19 protein-coding genes are annotated in these 14625 nt (G+C 54.3%); all 19 read right to left on the bottom strand.

Features of this window, described 5'->3' with window-relative positions; genetic code table 11:
- Window positions 1-9 precede the first annotated feature (9 nt).
- Window positions 10-315 carry an NADH-quinone oxidoreductase subunit NuoK gene (nuoK, locus tag B9L19_RS00925; RefSeq protein ID WP_025949603.1) on the bottom strand — a complete coding sequence of 102 codons (306 nt, stop codon included), beginning with the start codon at window positions 313-315 and terminating at the stop codon, window positions 10-12.
- The gene (locus tag B9L19_RS00920; protein WP_047752502.1) at window positions 312-833 is read right to left on the bottom strand and encodes an NADH-quinone oxidoreductase subunit J; all 522 of its coding nucleotides are present in this window, start codon (window positions 831-833) and stop codon (window positions 312-314) included. The genes nuoK and B9L19_RS00920 overlap by 4 nt, the downstream gene beginning before the upstream one ends.
- Window positions 830-1249: an NADH-quinone oxidoreductase subunit NuoI gene (gene nuoI, locus B9L19_RS00915; protein ID WP_025949605.1), complete on the bottom strand. Its 420-nt coding sequence runs from the start codon at window positions 1247-1249 to the stop codon at window positions 830-832. The genes B9L19_RS00920 and nuoI overlap by 4 nt, the downstream gene beginning before the upstream one ends.
- A 248-nt stretch (window positions 1250-1497) precedes the next feature.
- On the bottom strand, window positions 1498-2499 hold the full coding sequence (gene nuoH, locus B9L19_RS00910; protein ID WP_025949606.1) for an NADH-quinone oxidoreductase subunit NuoH: 1002 nt from the start codon (window positions 2497-2499) through the stop codon (window positions 1498-1500).
- Entirely contained in the window at window positions 2496-3596 is a 1101-nt protein-coding gene (locus B9L19_RS00905) for an NADH-quinone oxidoreductase subunit D (protein WP_047752510.1), read from the bottom strand. Before B9L19_RS00905 ends, nuoH begins: the two co-directional genes overlap by 4 nt.
- 3 nt (window positions 3597-3599) lie before the next feature.
- Window positions 3600-4694 (bottom strand): NADH-quinone oxidoreductase subunit C, encoded by a 1095-nt coding sequence (locus tag B9L19_RS00900; RefSeq protein ID WP_047752501.1) that lies wholly within the window; start codon window positions 4692-4694, stop codon window positions 3600-3602.
- Between the two features lie 3 nt (window positions 4695-4697).
- On the bottom strand, window positions 4698-5210 hold the full coding sequence (locus B9L19_RS00895; RefSeq protein WP_025949609.1) for a NuoB/complex I 20 kDa subunit family protein: 513 nt from the start codon (window positions 5208-5210) through the stop codon (window positions 4698-4700).
- The gene (locus B9L19_RS00890) at window positions 5201-5569 is read right to left on the bottom strand and encodes an NADH-quinone oxidoreductase subunit A (protein ID WP_013146604.1); all 369 of its coding nucleotides are present in this window, start codon (window positions 5567-5569) and stop codon (window positions 5201-5203) included. Before B9L19_RS00890 ends, B9L19_RS00895 begins: the two co-directional genes overlap by 10 nt.
- Before the next feature lie 274 nt (window positions 5570-5843).
- Window positions 5844-6245, bottom strand: a complete 402-nt coding sequence (locus B9L19_RS00885) for a F0F1 ATP synthase subunit epsilon (protein WP_011232824.1) — start codon at window positions 6243-6245, stop codon at window positions 5844-5846.
- A 22-nt stretch (window positions 6246-6267) separates the two neighbouring features.
- Window positions 6268-7689, bottom strand: a complete 1422-nt coding sequence (atpD, locus tag B9L19_RS00880; protein ID WP_011232825.1) for a F0F1 ATP synthase subunit beta — start codon at window positions 7687-7689, stop codon at window positions 6268-6270.
- 27 nt (window positions 7690-7716) lie between these two features.
- Window positions 7717-8574, bottom strand: coding sequence for an ATP synthase F1 subunit gamma (gene atpG / locus B9L19_RS00875; protein ID WP_011232826.1), 858 nt, complete (start codon window positions 8572-8574; stop codon window positions 7717-7719).
- 67 nt (window positions 8575-8641) lie between these two features.
- Window positions 8642-10150 carry a F0F1 ATP synthase subunit alpha gene (gene atpA / locus B9L19_RS00870; RefSeq protein WP_025949611.1) on the bottom strand — a complete coding sequence of 503 codons (1509 nt, stop codon included), beginning with the start codon at window positions 10148-10150 and terminating at the stop codon, window positions 8642-8644.
- Between the two features lie 24 nt (window positions 10151-10174).
- Complete coding sequence (locus tag B9L19_RS00865) at window positions 10175-10711, bottom strand: F0F1 ATP synthase subunit delta (RefSeq protein ID WP_047752500.1); 537 nt, start codon at window positions 10709-10711, stop codon at window positions 10175-10177.
- On the bottom strand, window positions 10708-11241 hold the full coding sequence (locus B9L19_RS00860; RefSeq protein ID WP_172643495.1) for a F0F1 ATP synthase subunit B: 534 nt from the start codon (window positions 11239-11241) through the stop codon (window positions 10708-10710). The genes B9L19_RS00865 and B9L19_RS00860 overlap by 4 nt, the downstream gene beginning before the upstream one ends.
- A gap of 120 nt (window positions 11242-11361) precedes the next feature.
- A complete protein-coding gene (gene atpE, locus B9L19_RS00855; protein ID WP_011232830.1) occupies window positions 11362-11580 on the bottom strand; it encodes a F0F1 ATP synthase subunit C in 219 nt (72 codons plus the stop codon).
- A gap of 72 nt (window positions 11581-11652) precedes the next feature.
- A complete protein-coding gene (atpB, locus tag B9L19_RS00850) occupies window positions 11653-12366 on the bottom strand; it encodes a F0F1 ATP synthase subunit A (protein ID WP_015376063.1) in 714 nt (237 codons plus the stop codon).
- Between the two features lie 17 nt (window positions 12367-12383).
- Window positions 12384-12767 carry an ATP synthase subunit I gene (locus B9L19_RS00845; protein WP_025949613.1) on the bottom strand — a complete coding sequence of 128 codons (384 nt, stop codon included), beginning with the start codon at window positions 12765-12767 and terminating at the stop codon, window positions 12384-12386.
- Between the two features lie 4 nt (window positions 12768-12771).
- A complete protein-coding gene (locus tag B9L19_RS00840; RefSeq protein ID WP_047752499.1) occupies window positions 12772-12993 on the bottom strand; it encodes an AtpZ/AtpI family protein in 222 nt (73 codons plus the stop codon).
- A gap of 854 nt (window positions 12994-13847) precedes the next feature.
- Window positions 13848-14477: a uracil phosphoribosyltransferase gene (gene upp / locus B9L19_RS00835; RefSeq protein ID WP_047752498.1), complete on the bottom strand. Its 630-nt coding sequence runs from the start codon at window positions 14475-14477 to the stop codon at window positions 13848-13850.
- Window positions 14478-14625 lie beyond the last annotated feature (148 nt).

The following is a 14625-nucleotide window of genomic DNA, read 5'->3' as shown; positions in this document are numbered from 1 at the left end:
TCCCCTTCTCTAATGTTTCAACGAATTGGCTTCATCGACGTGAACCGTCTTCCGGCTGCGGTAAAAAGCGATGAGGGCAGCTAAGCCGACGGCTGCTTCCGCCGCCGCCACGGCGATCGCAAACAGCGCGAACACGTGCCCGTGAACGCTGGGATGGGCGCCGTATTTGGCAAAAGCGACGAAATTGATGTTGACCGCATTTAACATCAGCTCAATGCAGATGAGCACAATGACCGTATTCCTCTTCGTGAGCGCCCCGTACAGCCCGATGCAAAACAAGATCAGCGCCAACGCTAAATAGGCCGATAATGTCATTCGTCTTCCGCCCCCTTGCCGTCTTTTTTCGCCAACACGATCGCGCCAATTAAGGCGACAAGCAAAATGACGGACACGATTTCAAACGGAATCGTATAATACGAGTAAAGCGACTTGCCGATCGCCTTCGCGTTGTCGCCCGAAAGCGCGCTGCCGTCAGCGCCGAAGTCGAGCTGGCGGATGCCGAAGTAGACGGCAAGGCCGAAGGCGATGACGGAGAGGGCGGCAACCGCTTTATGCCAGACGCCGCCGGTGGTTTGGCGCTCCCTTTGGTCTGTGTGATGGCGCGTCAGCATGATCGCAAACAGCATGATGATCGTGATGGCTCCGGAATAGATGAGCACTTGCACAACAGCGACAAATTCGGCGGACAACAGCACGTACAGCCCGGCAATGCCGAAAAATGTCATGACGAGGGCGATGACCATATGGACGACGTTCGTCAGCTGGAGCATCGTCACCCCGCCGGCAATCGCCGCGAGGGCGAGCAAGAAAAAGGCGATGTCCGTTCCGCTCACGGCTTATTCTCCCTTCTTACGTTCGTATCGTTTTCATCGAGCCAGGCCAAATCTTTATACAGAGCGTCGCGGCTGTATTCCGCGAGCTCAAAGTTGTTCGTCATGACAATCGCTTCCGTTGGACATACTTCCGTGCACAAATCGCATAAAATGCAAATTTCAAAGTTGATGTTGTACGTCTCAATCACTTTCCCTTTTTTCGTCGGATCGGGATGTTTTTTCCCGGTCAGCTGGATGCATTCGGTCGGGCAAATATTGACGCACTGGTTGCACACGATGCATTTTTCGGGATAAAATTTCTGGATGCCGCGAAACCGATCCGGGAGCGGGAGCGGTTCGTGCGGGTAATCGTACGTCACTTTTTCGCGCGTCAACTCTTTTAACGTATACGCCAATCCTTTCATCAACCCAATCATCCGTCTACCCCTCTCATGGGAAAAGTGGCGTTCCGACACGACCTCTGCCCGAAGGAGGAGGCCATGCTCATGGGCGGCTGCCCCCTTCCTAGCAAGGCAAGTTGCTTTGTTCCTTTAGAGGACTGGTGAAAAACGACCGATTTCGCCGAATCCGTTGCTTTTGGGCGAAAGAGAACCGTTGATTTTACAGGACTTCTCAATTTGAGAAGAGTCCGTTTTTCGCGACTTTTCACTAAATCACCGGCCTTTTAGAAAAACCACGCTTTCACGACCGCCGTCAGCACAATGTTGACGAGCGAAAGCGGAAGCAGCACTTTCCAGGCGAACTCCATCAGCTGGTCGGCGCGCACGCGCGGAAATGTGGCGCGAAACCAAATGAGGACGAAAACGATCACACAAAACTTCAGCGCAAACCAGACCGCGCCAGGAATCCAGCCGAGAAACGCGACCGGATGCCAACCGCCGAGAAACAAAATCGTCACAAGCGCCGCCATGGCGAACAAATACACATACTCGGCGAGCATAAAGAACGCCCAACGGAACCCGGAATATTCGACATGGAAGCCGGCGACGAGCTCGGACTCCGCTTCCGGCAAGTCAAACGGCGTCCGGTTCAACTCGGCCACCGCGGCAATGAGGAAAATCAAAAACGCCAACGGCTGGGCGAAAATGAACCAGACGTCTTTTTGCGCCGCAACGATGTCGACTAAATTCATGCTTCCCGCCAAAAGCACGACGCCAAGCGCTGACATGACGAGCGGAATCTCATAAGAAATCATTTGCGCGGCTGCCCGCATGCCGCCAAGCAGAGCGTATTTGTTGTTGGACGCCCAGCCGCCGGCGACAACGCCGACGGTCGTCAAGCCGGAGACAGCGATATAATACAGAAGGCCGACGCCAATATCGGCGAACCGGAACGCATCGGTAAACGGCAATACCGCCAACACCATAAACGACGGCACAAAGGCGATAATCGGCGCCAGCACGTAGAGCGGACGGTCAGCCGCTTTCGGGATCGTATCCTCTTTCAAAAGCAGCTTCAACACATCGGCAACGGTTTGCAACAGTCCAAAGCGGCCGCCGACTTGGTTCGGGCCGATGCGCCCTTGCATAAACCCCATCACTTTCCGCTCAGCCAAAATGCCGTATGTGACAAAGGCGAGCACGACCGCCAAAAGCAGCGCCCCAAGCCCGAAAAACAGGGCGATGTTCGACCAGCTTGGCGTGGATTCAAGCCATTGCTCCATCATCCGTCGACCTCCCCAAGCACAATGTCAATCGACCCAAGAATGGCGATGACATTGGCCAAGTTTTCCCCTTTGAGCAGCTTCGGGAGTATTTGCAAGTTGTAAAACGATGGGCGCCGGAATTTGAGGCGGTACGGCTCCTTTTTGCCGTCGCTCGCAATATAGCAGCCGATCTCGCCGCGCGGCGCCTCGATGCGGACGAACGTCTCGCCGGGCGGCGCTTTAATGATGCGGGGCACTTTTCCCATGATCGGCCCCTCAGGCGGAAATTGCTCGCACGCCTGCTCGATGATGCGAAGCGACTGTTCGATTTCCGCCATCCGGCATTCATAGCGGGCAAGGCAGTCGCCGCTGTCGCGCACCGGCACGTCAAAATCAAAGCGGTCATAGATCGAATACGGTTCATCTTTGCGCAAATCCCATTTGACGCCGGTCGACCGCAAGTTGACGCCGCTGAGCGAATAGCTGATCGCCTCTTCTTTCGTATACCGCCCGACGCCGATGACGCGCTGGCGGAAAATTTCGTTTCCGGTGACGAGGTCGTGGTACCCGGCCAATTTCTCCCGCATGTACGGAACGAACTGCTTCACTTTGTCAATCCAACCGTCCGGCGCATCCCATTTGACGCCGCCGATGCGCATATAGTTGAACGTCAGCCGCGCTCCAGACAGCTCATTTAATAGATTAATAATCATTTCGCGTTCGCGGAACGCGTACAAAAACGGACTCGTCGCGCCAAGGTCAAGCAAGTACGTCCCCCACCAGACGAGGTGGCTGGCGATCCGTCCAAGCTCCATGGCGAGAACGCGCAAATATTCGGCCCGCTCCGGCACTTCAATGCCCATCATCGTTTCGACCGCATGGCAAAGCACATAGTTGTTCGTCATCGCGGACAAATAGTCCATCCGGTCGGTGTACGGGATGATTTGCGTATATTGCAGCCCTTCGGCGATCTTTTCCGTCCCCCGATGCAGGTAGCCGATGACCGGTGTCGCCTCTTGAATGATCTCGCCGTCAATTTTTAAAATGAGGCGGAACACCCCGTGCGTGCTCGGGTGTTGAGGGCCAACGTTTAAAATCATTTCCTCTGTGCGCAGCATCATCTACACCTCCGCATCATACGGCTCGTAATCTTTGCGCAGCGGATGCCCAACCCATTGTTCGCCGAGGAAGATGCGGATTAAGTTCGGGTGGCCGCGGAAACGGATGCCAAGCAAATCGTACGCTTCGCACTCCGGCCAGTTCGCCCCCGGCCAAAGCGGAACGAGCGAATCGACTTCCGGGTTGTCGCGCTCGATTTTGACTTTCAGCGCCACCGGCTGCCGGTTTGGATAGGAATACAAGTGGACGTACACTTCCGTATGCGTCTGAAAATCGGTGCCGTGCAGCTCGGATAAATAATCAAACTGCAGCTGTTCATGACCCTTCAACAACTCAGCGACTTTGTAGTACGCCTCTTTTTTCACGACAAGCGTCGGCACATCTTTCGCCAGCCGGTTGATGTATGCATCCTCGAGCACATCCGCACCGAGATGCTCATGAATGATGCGGACATATTTCTCAAGCAGCGGATCGTTCGGCGACGGGGAGGGCGGCTGTTCCGTCCCGCCGTCAGCGTCAGCCGCTTTCGCCTTCGCCCGGGCAGCAGCGGCCGCTTTCGCTTTCGCCGCTGCGATCGCCTTTTGTTTCGCCTCATCGTCGGCAGCATCACCTTGCTGCTTCGCCATGGCGGCCGCCCGCGCCTTCGCAGCCGCGGCCTTGGCTTTCGCTGCCGCGGCCGCCTTTTTCTTCGCCAACTCAAGGTCATCGTCTGCCGCCGCCGACTCGCGCTGACGCCGCAGTTCCGCCGCCCTCGCCCGTGCTTCCTCCGCCGCCTTTCTCTTCGCCGCCTCGAGGTCGTCCCCTGCCGCCGCCGACTCGCGCTGACGCCGCAGTTCCGCCGCCCTCACCCGTGCTTCCTCGGCTGCTCGTTTTTTCGCCAATGCAAGATCGTCGGCCGATGCCGGTTCCGTTGCCTCTCCCTTCGTTGTTTCGGGCTGGCTGCCATTCGAATTCGGGGGCGTTTTCAAACTGCCCGTTTCGACAGCTGACTTGGCCTGTTCATCTGCCTGCCTAGCCGCGAGCCGTTCGCGCGCCAGCTGTTTTGCCCGCTCGGCTGCCTCTTTTTTTCGTTGGGCCAAATCTTTTTCTTCATCCATCGGTTACAGCACCTTCTTCCCCGTTTTGGCTTCCAGTCGGATTTTTTCTTTTAATTTATGAATGCCGTAGATGAGCGCTGCCGGGTTCGGCGGACAGCCTGGTATGTACACGTCCACCGGGACAATTTGGTCGACGCCTTTGACGACGCTGTACGATTTGATGTACGGGCCGCCGGCTGTCGCACACGAGCCCATGGCGATGACCCATTTCGGTTCGGGCATTTGATCATACAACCGGCGCAAGAGCGGCGCCATTTTTTTCGTCACCGTGCCCGAGACAATCATGACGTCCGCCTGCCGCGGCGAGGCGCGGAAAAACGAACCGAACCGGTCGAGGTCGTAATGGGCGCCGCCGACCGCCATCATCTCGATGGCGCAACAGGCAAGGCCGAACGTCAACGGCCAAAGCGAACTGCTTCGGGCCCATCCTTTCAACTGTTCCAATGTCGTCAAAAAGACGTTTCGCTTCACTTCTTCCATTTCGACGCCAGAAAAACCCTCCCATTTCACATCCATCGTAACACCTTCTTTTTCCAAGCATAGATCAAGCCAATGGCAAGCAAAACAATGAACATGATCATTTCCACCAACGCGAACAAGCCGAGTTGGTCATAGACAACAGCCCACGGGTACAAAAACACCGTCTCGATATCGAAAATGACAAACAGCAAGGCAAATAGGTAGTACCGAACTTGGAACTGAACGCGCGAGTCGTGAAAGGGATTGTTACCGCTTTCATAAGTTGTCGCCTTTGCATCACTCGGCACGTGCGGCCGCAGCCACCGCCCGGCCGTGAGCGCCCCGATCGGCAGCAACACACCGAGGCAAAGGAAGACGAAGATGATCAAATAACTGTTGGCATAGATGTTGCTCAACCAGCTCGCCCCCTTCCGGTTTACTACATACGTATGGTGTTAATGATGAAATTTTTCAATAATTCCTTCGATTTCATTATAACATTTATATCCAGCCGTGTCAGCAAAACTTCAAGTTAACACTGTCAACACGGTATCCATTCATGTAAGCGCTTCATCTTTGTTGAAGCGACGGAATGCAAGGAACGAAAAAAGAGAGGGCGTTTGCCTCTCTCCTTGACGGACGATTCTACCGTTTTCATCAAAAAAAGCAGGGGAAAAACTCCCCTGCTTTTTACTTCATTTCCGCAACGCTCAAACGGTTCATGGCGCGTTTTAACGCCAGTTCGGCCCGTTTGAAGTCGATGTCGTCCTGCTGGCTTTGCAGGCGGCGCTCCGCCCGCTCTTTCGCCGCTTTGGCGCGGAGGACGTCAATGTCCTCCGCCCGTTCAGCAGCTTGAGCCAAAATCGTCACTTTGTCCGGGCGGACTTCCAAAAAGCCGCCGCTGACGGCAATGTATTGCGTTTTGCCGCCTTTTTTCAGCCGGGCCGCGCTGATCTCGAGCGGGGCGACAAGCGGAATGTGCCCCGGCAAAATGCCGAGCTCGCCGCTTTTCGCTTTGACGCTGACCATTTCAACATCGTCTTCGTACACCGGGCCATCAGGAGTAACGACGCTCACGTGGATCGTTTTCATTGTCCAATCCCCCTATCCCGGGTCACACTTCGACACCCATCGCTTTCGCTTTTTCAACGACTTCTTCAATGCGGCCGACTAAGCGGAACGCATCTTCCGGAAGATGGTCGTATTTGCCTTCCAAAATTTCTTTAAAGCCGCGCACCGTTTCTTTGACCGGCACGTAGGAGCCTGGTTGGCCCGTGAACTGCTCCGCCACGTGGAAGTTTTGCGACAAGAAGAACTGGATGCGGCGGGCGCGGTGAACGACGAGTTTGTCTTCATCCGACAGTTCATCCATCCCCAAGATGGCGATGATGTCTTGCAATTCTTTATAACGTTGCAGTGTTTGCTGCACTTTGCGGGCGACTTGGTAGTGCTCCTCGCCGACGATTTCCGGCGCCAACGCACGCGATGTCGAAGCGAGCGGGTCAACAGCCGGATAAATCCCCATCTCGGCGAGCTTCCGCTCCAGGTTCGTCGTCGCATCCAAGTGTGAGAACGTCGTCGCCGGAGCCGGGTCCGTATAGTCGTCGGCCGGGACGTAAATCGCCTGGATCGAGGTGATCGAGCCTTTCGCCGTTGAGGTGATTCGCTCTTGCAATTGACCCATCTCCGTCGCCAATGTCGGTTGGTAACCAACGGCCGACGGCATGCGGCCTAACAGCGCCGACACTTCCGAACCAGCCTGCGTGAAACGGAAGATGTTATCGATAAAGAGCAGCACGTCTTGGCCTTGTTCATCACGGAAGTATTCGGCCATCGTCAAGCCGGTCAAGGCGACGCGCATCCGCGCCCCAGGCGGCTCATTCATTTGTCCGAACACCATGGCCGTTTTGCTGATGACGCCGGAATCTTTCATCTCATGGTACAAGTCGTTTCCTTCACGCGTCCGTTCGCCGACGCCGGCAAAGACGGAAATCCCGCCGTGCTCTTGGGCGATGTTGTGAATCAGCTCTTGGATCAAGACCGTTTTTCCTACGCCAGCGCCGCCGAACAAACCGATTTTTCCGCCTTTAATATACGGGGCAAGCAAGTCAACGACTTTAATCCCCGTTTCCAAAATTTCGACTTCCGTCGCCAATTCCTCGAATTTTGGCGCCGGACGGTGAATCGGGTCGCGGCGGGCGTCAGCCGGAATGTCGCCTTCCAAGTCGATCGGTTCGCCCAAGACGTTGAACACGCGGCCAAGCGTGACTTCGCCGACCGGCACCGAAATCGGTGCGCCGGTATCGATGACTTCCATGCCGCGGATGAGGCCGTCTGTGGACGCCATCGCGATCGTCCGTACTGTATCATCGCCAAGGTGCAAGGCGACTTCCAATGTCAAGTCGATGTCGACTTCGTTTTCGTTGCGCGCTTTATGTTGAATTTTCAGGGCGTTGTAGATCGCCGGCAAGTGGCCGTTCTCAAACTTGACGTCTACAACCGGACCCATGACTTGGATAACGCGTCCTCTTGTCATCGTTTTCCCTCCTAACTTGCTAGTCCCCTATTGCAAGGCGTTTGCTCCGGCGACAATTTCCGTAATTTCTTGCGTAATCGCCGCTTGGCGAGCGCGGTTGTAGGAAAGCGTCAATGTGCGAATGAGCTCGTTCGCATTGTCCGTTGCGTTCTTCATCGCCGTCATCCGGGCGGCGTGTTCGCTTGCTTTTGCATCGAGCAATGCGCCGTAAATGAGGCTTTCCGCATACTGCGGCAATAAGACGTCCAAAATTTCTTCTTGCGACGGTTCAAATTCGTACACCGTGCGCTGCTTATTCTCCGCCAAGTCAGTGAGCGGCAGAAGCTTCCGTTCCGTCACCTCTTGCTGAATCGCGCTCACGTAATGGTTGTAATACATATACAGCTCGTCAAACGTACCGTCGGCGAATAACCCAACTGTTTTGCGGGCGATTTCTTTAATATCGGCAAACGACGGCTGGTCCGGCAAGCGGGTGATGTCGAGAATGACTGGCATGTTCCGCTTGCGGAAAAAGCTCAACCCGACGCGGCCGATGACGATAATCGCATATTCGTCCGGAGAAGCATGGCGTTTTTGGATCGTTTGGTACACGAGGCGCAACACGTTGCTGTTGTACGCGCCAGCCAGACCGCGATCCGACGTGATCACGAGATACCCGGTCTTTTTCACCGGGCGCGAAACGAGCATCGGATGCGAAGCCCCCCCAGCGCCAAGCGCCACATTAGCCACGACTTCTTGAATTTTCTCCATATATGGAACGAACGATTTCGCGTTTTGCTCCGCGCGGTTCAGCTTCGACGTCGAGACCATTTCCATCGCTTTTGTAATTTGGCTTGTCTTCTTCGTCGCATTGATGCGCGTTTTAATATCGCGTAACGATGCCAAAGGTTTCACCACCTTTTTGCTGCACGGGTTCTAACAGGCGTGAGGGGGCGATATGCCCCCGCCGGCCTTATTGTGAAACGACAAACGTTTTCTTGAACGCTTCGATCGCTTTATTGAGATCGTCTTCGTTCGGAAGATCTTTCGTCGTGCGGATGTGCTCAAGCAAGTGTTGGCCGTTTTGGTCGAGCCACAAGTAAAACTCTTTCTCGAAACGGCGCACATCTTCAACCGGAATGTCGTCCAAAAAGCCGCGCGTCAATGCATAGATGATCAACACTTGTTTTTCGACCGGAATCGGCTGATGCAAATCTTGCTTCAGCACTTCGACCGTGCGCGCCCCGCGGGCGAGCTTCGCTTGCGTCGCCTTGTCGAGGTCGGAGCCGAATTGGGCGAACGCTTCGAGCTCACGGTAAGCGGCCAAGTCCAAACGGAGCGTCCCGGCAACTTTTTTCATCGCTTTGATTTGCGCTGCCCCACCGACGCGCGAAACGGACAACCCTGCGTTGATCGCCGGGCGGACGCCGGAGAAGAACAAGTCCGATTGCAAGAAGATTTGCCCGTCCGTAATCGAGATGACGTTCGTCGGGATGTAGGCGGAAATGTCACCCGCTTGCGTTTCGACGAACGGAAGCGCGGTCAACGAACCGCCGCCTTTGGCATCGCTCAATTTCGCTGCGCGCTCAAGCAGGCGGGAGTGCAAGTAGAAAATATCCCCCGGATATGCTTCACGGCCCGGCGGACGGCGAAGCAAGAGCGACAATTCGCGGTATGCCGCGGCCTGCTTCGATAAATCGTCGTACACAACCAAAACGTGCTTGCCCTTATACATGAAGTACTCGCCCATCGCTACACCCGCATACGGCGCCAAGAACAAAAGCGGAGCCGGCTGCGACGCCGAGGCGGTGACGACGATCGTATAGTCGAGCGCGCCGTGTTTGCGGAGCGTTTCGACAACGGTGCGGACCGTCGATTCTTTTTGCCCGATGGCGACATAAATACAAATCATGTTTTGGTCTTTTTGGTTGATGATCGTGTCAATGGCGACGGACGTTTTCCCCGTTTGCCGGTCGCCGATGATGAGCTCGCGCTGGCCGCGGCCGATCGGCACGAGCGCGTCGATCGCTTTAATCCCGGTTTGCAGCGGCTCATGCACCGATCTCCGGTCCATAACGCCCGGCGCCGGGCTCTCGATCGGGCGCGTTTCCGTCGTTTCCACCGGCCCTAATCCGTCAACAGGCTGACCGAGTGGGTTGACGACGCGGCCGATGAGCGCTTCCCCAACGGGCACTTCCATGATCCGGCCCGTACGGCGCACTTCGTCCCCTTCTTTAATGCCGGTGTACGGTCCTAAAATAACGATACCGACGTTGTTTTCTTCCAAGTTCAACGCCATGCCCATCACGCCGTTGGCAAACTCGACGAGCTCGCCGGACATGACGTTATCGAGCCCATGAGCGCGCGCGATCCCGTCGCCGACTTGGATGACGGTTCCGACATCGCTCACTTGGATTTGCGATTCATAGTTTTCAATCTGCTGCTTAATGAGCGCGCTGATTTCTTCCGCTCGAATGCTCATGCCTTTCACCCCTGTCTTCAAATGTTAGCCGATCAGCTGCCGCCGAATCCGTTCAAGCTGCCCGCTGACGCTGCCGTCGTAAATGCGGTTGCCGATGCGCAGCCTCACGCCGCCGATGAGTTCCGGATCAATGATGTTTTCAATCTCAAGCGTCTGTTTGCCGACTTTTTGGGCAAAGACGTCGGAAAGCGCCCGCAGTTCTTCGTCCGTCAACGGCCGCGCCGAATAGGCGACCGCCTTGGCGATGCCGCGCGCATCGTCGACGAGGGCGAGAAACTGTTCCGCCAGCTCGGGCACAAGGCCGAAGCGATGGCGCTCCAGAAGAAGGAGAAGCGTGTTTTGCACCGGAGTGGACACACCGGCGAACGCTTCGCAGATGAGCGCTTTTTTCTGATCCAAGGAAAGTTTCGGATACGAAAGAAGCGATAAAAACTCGCCGTTTTCCGCCAACGCCTGGCGCACGGCGCGAACATCTTCTTCGATTCGATCAAGCTGTCCTTGTTCGAGCGCGATTTGGAACAAAGCGGACGCGTACCGTTTGGCGATCACTTCTTGGTTCATCGCGCTCCTCCTACCTCTTGAACGTCTTTGATGTACGCTTCGATCAGCTTGCGTTGATCTTGCTCGGTCAGCTCTTTTTCGATCACTTTTGAGGCGATCAAGACAGACAACGAGGCCACTTGTTCACGGAGCGCGGCCATCGCCTGTTCTTTTTCACGCTCGATTTCTTTTTTCGCCGTTTCTTTCACCCGTTCCGCTTCCGCACGGGCCGAGGCGACAATTTGTTCTTTCTGCTCTTCAGCCAGCTTGCGCGCGTTTTCAATGAGCGCTTGCGCTTCTTGGCGCGACTGCTTCATCAGTTCGCGCTGTTCTTCAAGAAGTTTCTCTGCTTCTTGACGGCGTTTTTCCGCCTGGTCGATTTCGTTCGCGATATGTTCTTCACGCTGCTTCATGATATTCATTAACGGCTGCCAAGCGAATTTGCGCAACAAGGCCAGCAAAATGATGAACATCAGCAATTGGTAAATAATCGTGCCGCCGCTGATGCCATGCGCCGCTTCGCCGAGCGCCCATAGGTTTGCCTTCCACAACACCGCGTTTCACTCCTTTCGACAGCTATCGCACCGACGCGATCTCGCAAAACCGCACATAAAGGAATGGCGAAGGTGGTCGTTGACACGAACTTCGCCATCACTTTCCATATCGATTTGTTATCGACCTAAGTAAATGAACGAGAAGACGACACCGATGATCGGAAGCGCCTCAACCAACGCGACCCCGATGAACATCGTCGTTTGCAAAACTGGACGCAATTCCGGTTGACGAGCAATCCCTTCAATGGTGCGGCTGACGATCAAACCGTTGCCGATGCCGGCGCCTAACGCCCCCAAACCTACCGCAATCGCAGCTGCAAGTACACCCAAACTCATGTTGATAGATCCTCCTTCACCATGTTAAAGTAATGTTTCAAGTCCTATTCTTAATGAAGTGATAAGAAATGCTCAATGGTCATGGCTGACCTTATGAGCCATATAAACCATGGTTAACATCGTAAAAATGAACGCCTGAATCGTTCCGACAAAAATACTGAACGCTTGCCACACCATCATCGGAATGGCTGCGCCAACAGCGCCAAGCACACCGTAATGCGTGCCAAGGCTGGCGAGCAAGCCAAGCAAAATTTCCCCGGCGTAAATGTTCCCGAAAAGACGCAAACCGAGCGTCAGCGTGTTGGCAAACTCTTCGATGATTTTGAGTGGGAACAGCCAGGCGACTGGACGGGTGTAATCGCGCAAATAGTCGGACGCCCCTTTCATTTTCACTCCATAGTAATGGGTGAGGGCGACGACCATCACCGCCAGCGTCAACGTAACGGTCGCATCCGCGGTCGGCGATTTCCACCAAAGTTCGCCGTTGACATGGACGGAAAACGGCAGTCCAAGCATATTGGCCACAAACACATACATGATGAGCGTGACGCCCAGCGTCAAAAAGCGGCCGCCCGTTTGCCAATCCATCGTGCTGTTAATGATGCCTCTGACAAAGTCAAAGACCCACTCCATAAAGTTTTGCATCCCCGTCGGGCGCAGCTGAAGCGAGCGAGTAGCCGCAACAGCAATGATGAACACGATCAAACAGGTGATCGTAATCATCAACATATCAGATAAATTAAACGTAAGGCCTAAAAATTCGACAAGCGGCGCTTTATGCTCCATCTTCTCTCACCTCGCTTTCATGCCTGCAGCTTGTCGTTTTTCCATTTGTGAAAGAAGAAATCTATTATAATGACAATGTAGGATGTCATTAATCCCAAAACGGTTGGCACGATATCGAAATGTTGCGGATATTTGAGAACGATGACAGCCGCCAACGCAGCAAGCGCCAAACGCGACAAAGTGCCTAATGTGCGCACTTTTTGGCGCGCCGCCACCGCTTGTCCGAATTTTTCGATTTTCCAGGTTAAGTTCCAAACCATGAGGAGGCTGATCGATGTACCGAGAATCAAGCTGAGAAAAACGGTTTTATACGGCGTAAATCCAAAGCCGAGCGTATAGATGGCGAGCAAATACAATATGTACCGAACTTGCCGCCAAAACATCGCTTGAAGACTTCCCATTTTATTACTCCCCAGAGAAATATTGGCGGATCAAGCGCAACATGGCATACACGCCGGCCGCCAGTCCAAGCAAAAGGCCGACGATCAAAAAGATCGGCTCGGTGCCAAATCGATCATCGATCCATCTCCCGCCGAAAACGCCGACCAAAATCGAACCGACAAGTTGGGAGACGAAGGCGGACATCAACGCCATGGCTTGAAACGGGTGGCGCTGTTTTGGGGACATGTCCATACACCCTTTAAATGCATAATGAAAACCTTCTCAATCTACCCCTTGTAAAGGATACAATACGCCCCCGTCAATGTCAATGTGTTTCCACGTAAAACCTCATTCACATAGGGCAAATATTAATAATTTGTGACAATTTCTCATTTTCTTCTCACAATGATGATGTATAATGATATATTTTATTTTTAGCCTATTTTCCTTTTCATGATTCTATATAGATGCAATTTGAAGCTTTACCATTTGCAGCTTTTACCGAGTATTTGATCGACTGTCGGGCGACCGAACAACGCCGCTTAAAGACCCATATATGGATCTGTGAAGCAGGCGGTTGTTCGGTCCTCCGTCACGCCAAGGCGTGACGGAGAAGCCTGTGGCTTTCCTCCCACAGTCGAAAAGGGGCAAACCGCTTTTCTGTCAAGGATATGTTAAAACCACGAGTGTTGATTATCCATTATTTTACGAAAATCATATGACTGAACACAAGCTTTTCTGCCTCTTCCCTCGAACCGAACAAGAACGCCGGCGGGCAAATGTCATTTGCCCGCAAAGCGTTCATTGTTCGAGAAGGGCATGCTGTGCGCATGCCCAGTCGGCAAGCGAACCGCTTGCCGACTACGGCAGAAAAGCTAGAAAAAGAGCAGTGTCAACTGGTTTTTATTGGTTAATCAACACGCCTGTGTTAAAACTTCTTCGTCGCATCTATCTGGGCTTTGCAAACGGAGCGGTTTCTCAGCGCCATCTTTCTGCCGCGGCCTATTCAATGCAAACGCTTAACTGACGCATGGGCAAGGCACCCTCTCCGCCGCTCGATGGAATGGAGCCCCCGCGCGGCGAGGGGCGTCTTGCAGCTGTTATTTTGTGCCAAACAACCGATCGCCGGCGTCGCCAAGACCAGGGACAATATAGCCGTGGTCGTTCAACCGCTCATCAAGGGCAGCGATGTAAATGTCCACATCCGGGTGGGCCGTTTCCACCGCTTCGACTCCTTCCGGCGCCGCGATCAGGCACATAAATTTAATGCTTTTCGCACCCCGCTTTTTCAGCGCATCAATCGCCGCCACCGCTGATCCGCCGGTTGCGAGCATCGGGTCGACGATGATAAAATCGCGCTCTTCGACATCGCTCGGCAGCTTGACGTAATATTCGACCGGCTTTAATGTTTGGGGATCGCGGTACAAGCCGATATGGCCGACTTTCGCCGCCGGGATGAGCTTCAGGATGCCGTCAACCATGCCGATGCCGGCGCGCAAAATCGGAATGACGCCCAGTTTTTTGCCGGCGATCACTTTCGCTCTGGCTTTACTGACGGGGGTTTCGATCTCGACTTCCTCAAGCGGCAGATCGCGTGTAATTTCAAACGCCATCAACGTCGCCACTTCGTCGACAAGCTCGCGAAATTCTTTCGTGCCCGTATTCTTGTCGCGAATGTAGGTCAATTTATGCTGGATGAGCGGATGATCAAAAACGTACACTTTTCCCATGGGTCAACTCTCCTCTTCCGTATGTATGCGCTGCACTTCTATACATTCTACTGGAAAACGAGCGCCTATTCAACTGCCGAACGAACGGAAAAAGGCGCACCGCCAAATCCGGGGGCGGTGCACCGTACGGTTTCGGACGAAGCGGCGG

It is taken from the genome of Geobacillus thermocatenulatus (assembly GCF_002217655.1).
GTDB classification, from domain to species: domain Bacteria; phylum Bacillota; class Bacilli; order Bacillales; family Anoxybacillaceae; genus Geobacillus; species Geobacillus thermocatenulatus.
The sequence above is the reverse complement of the archived record's forward strand: the minus strand, read 5'-3'. Positions and strand labels throughout refer to the sequence as shown.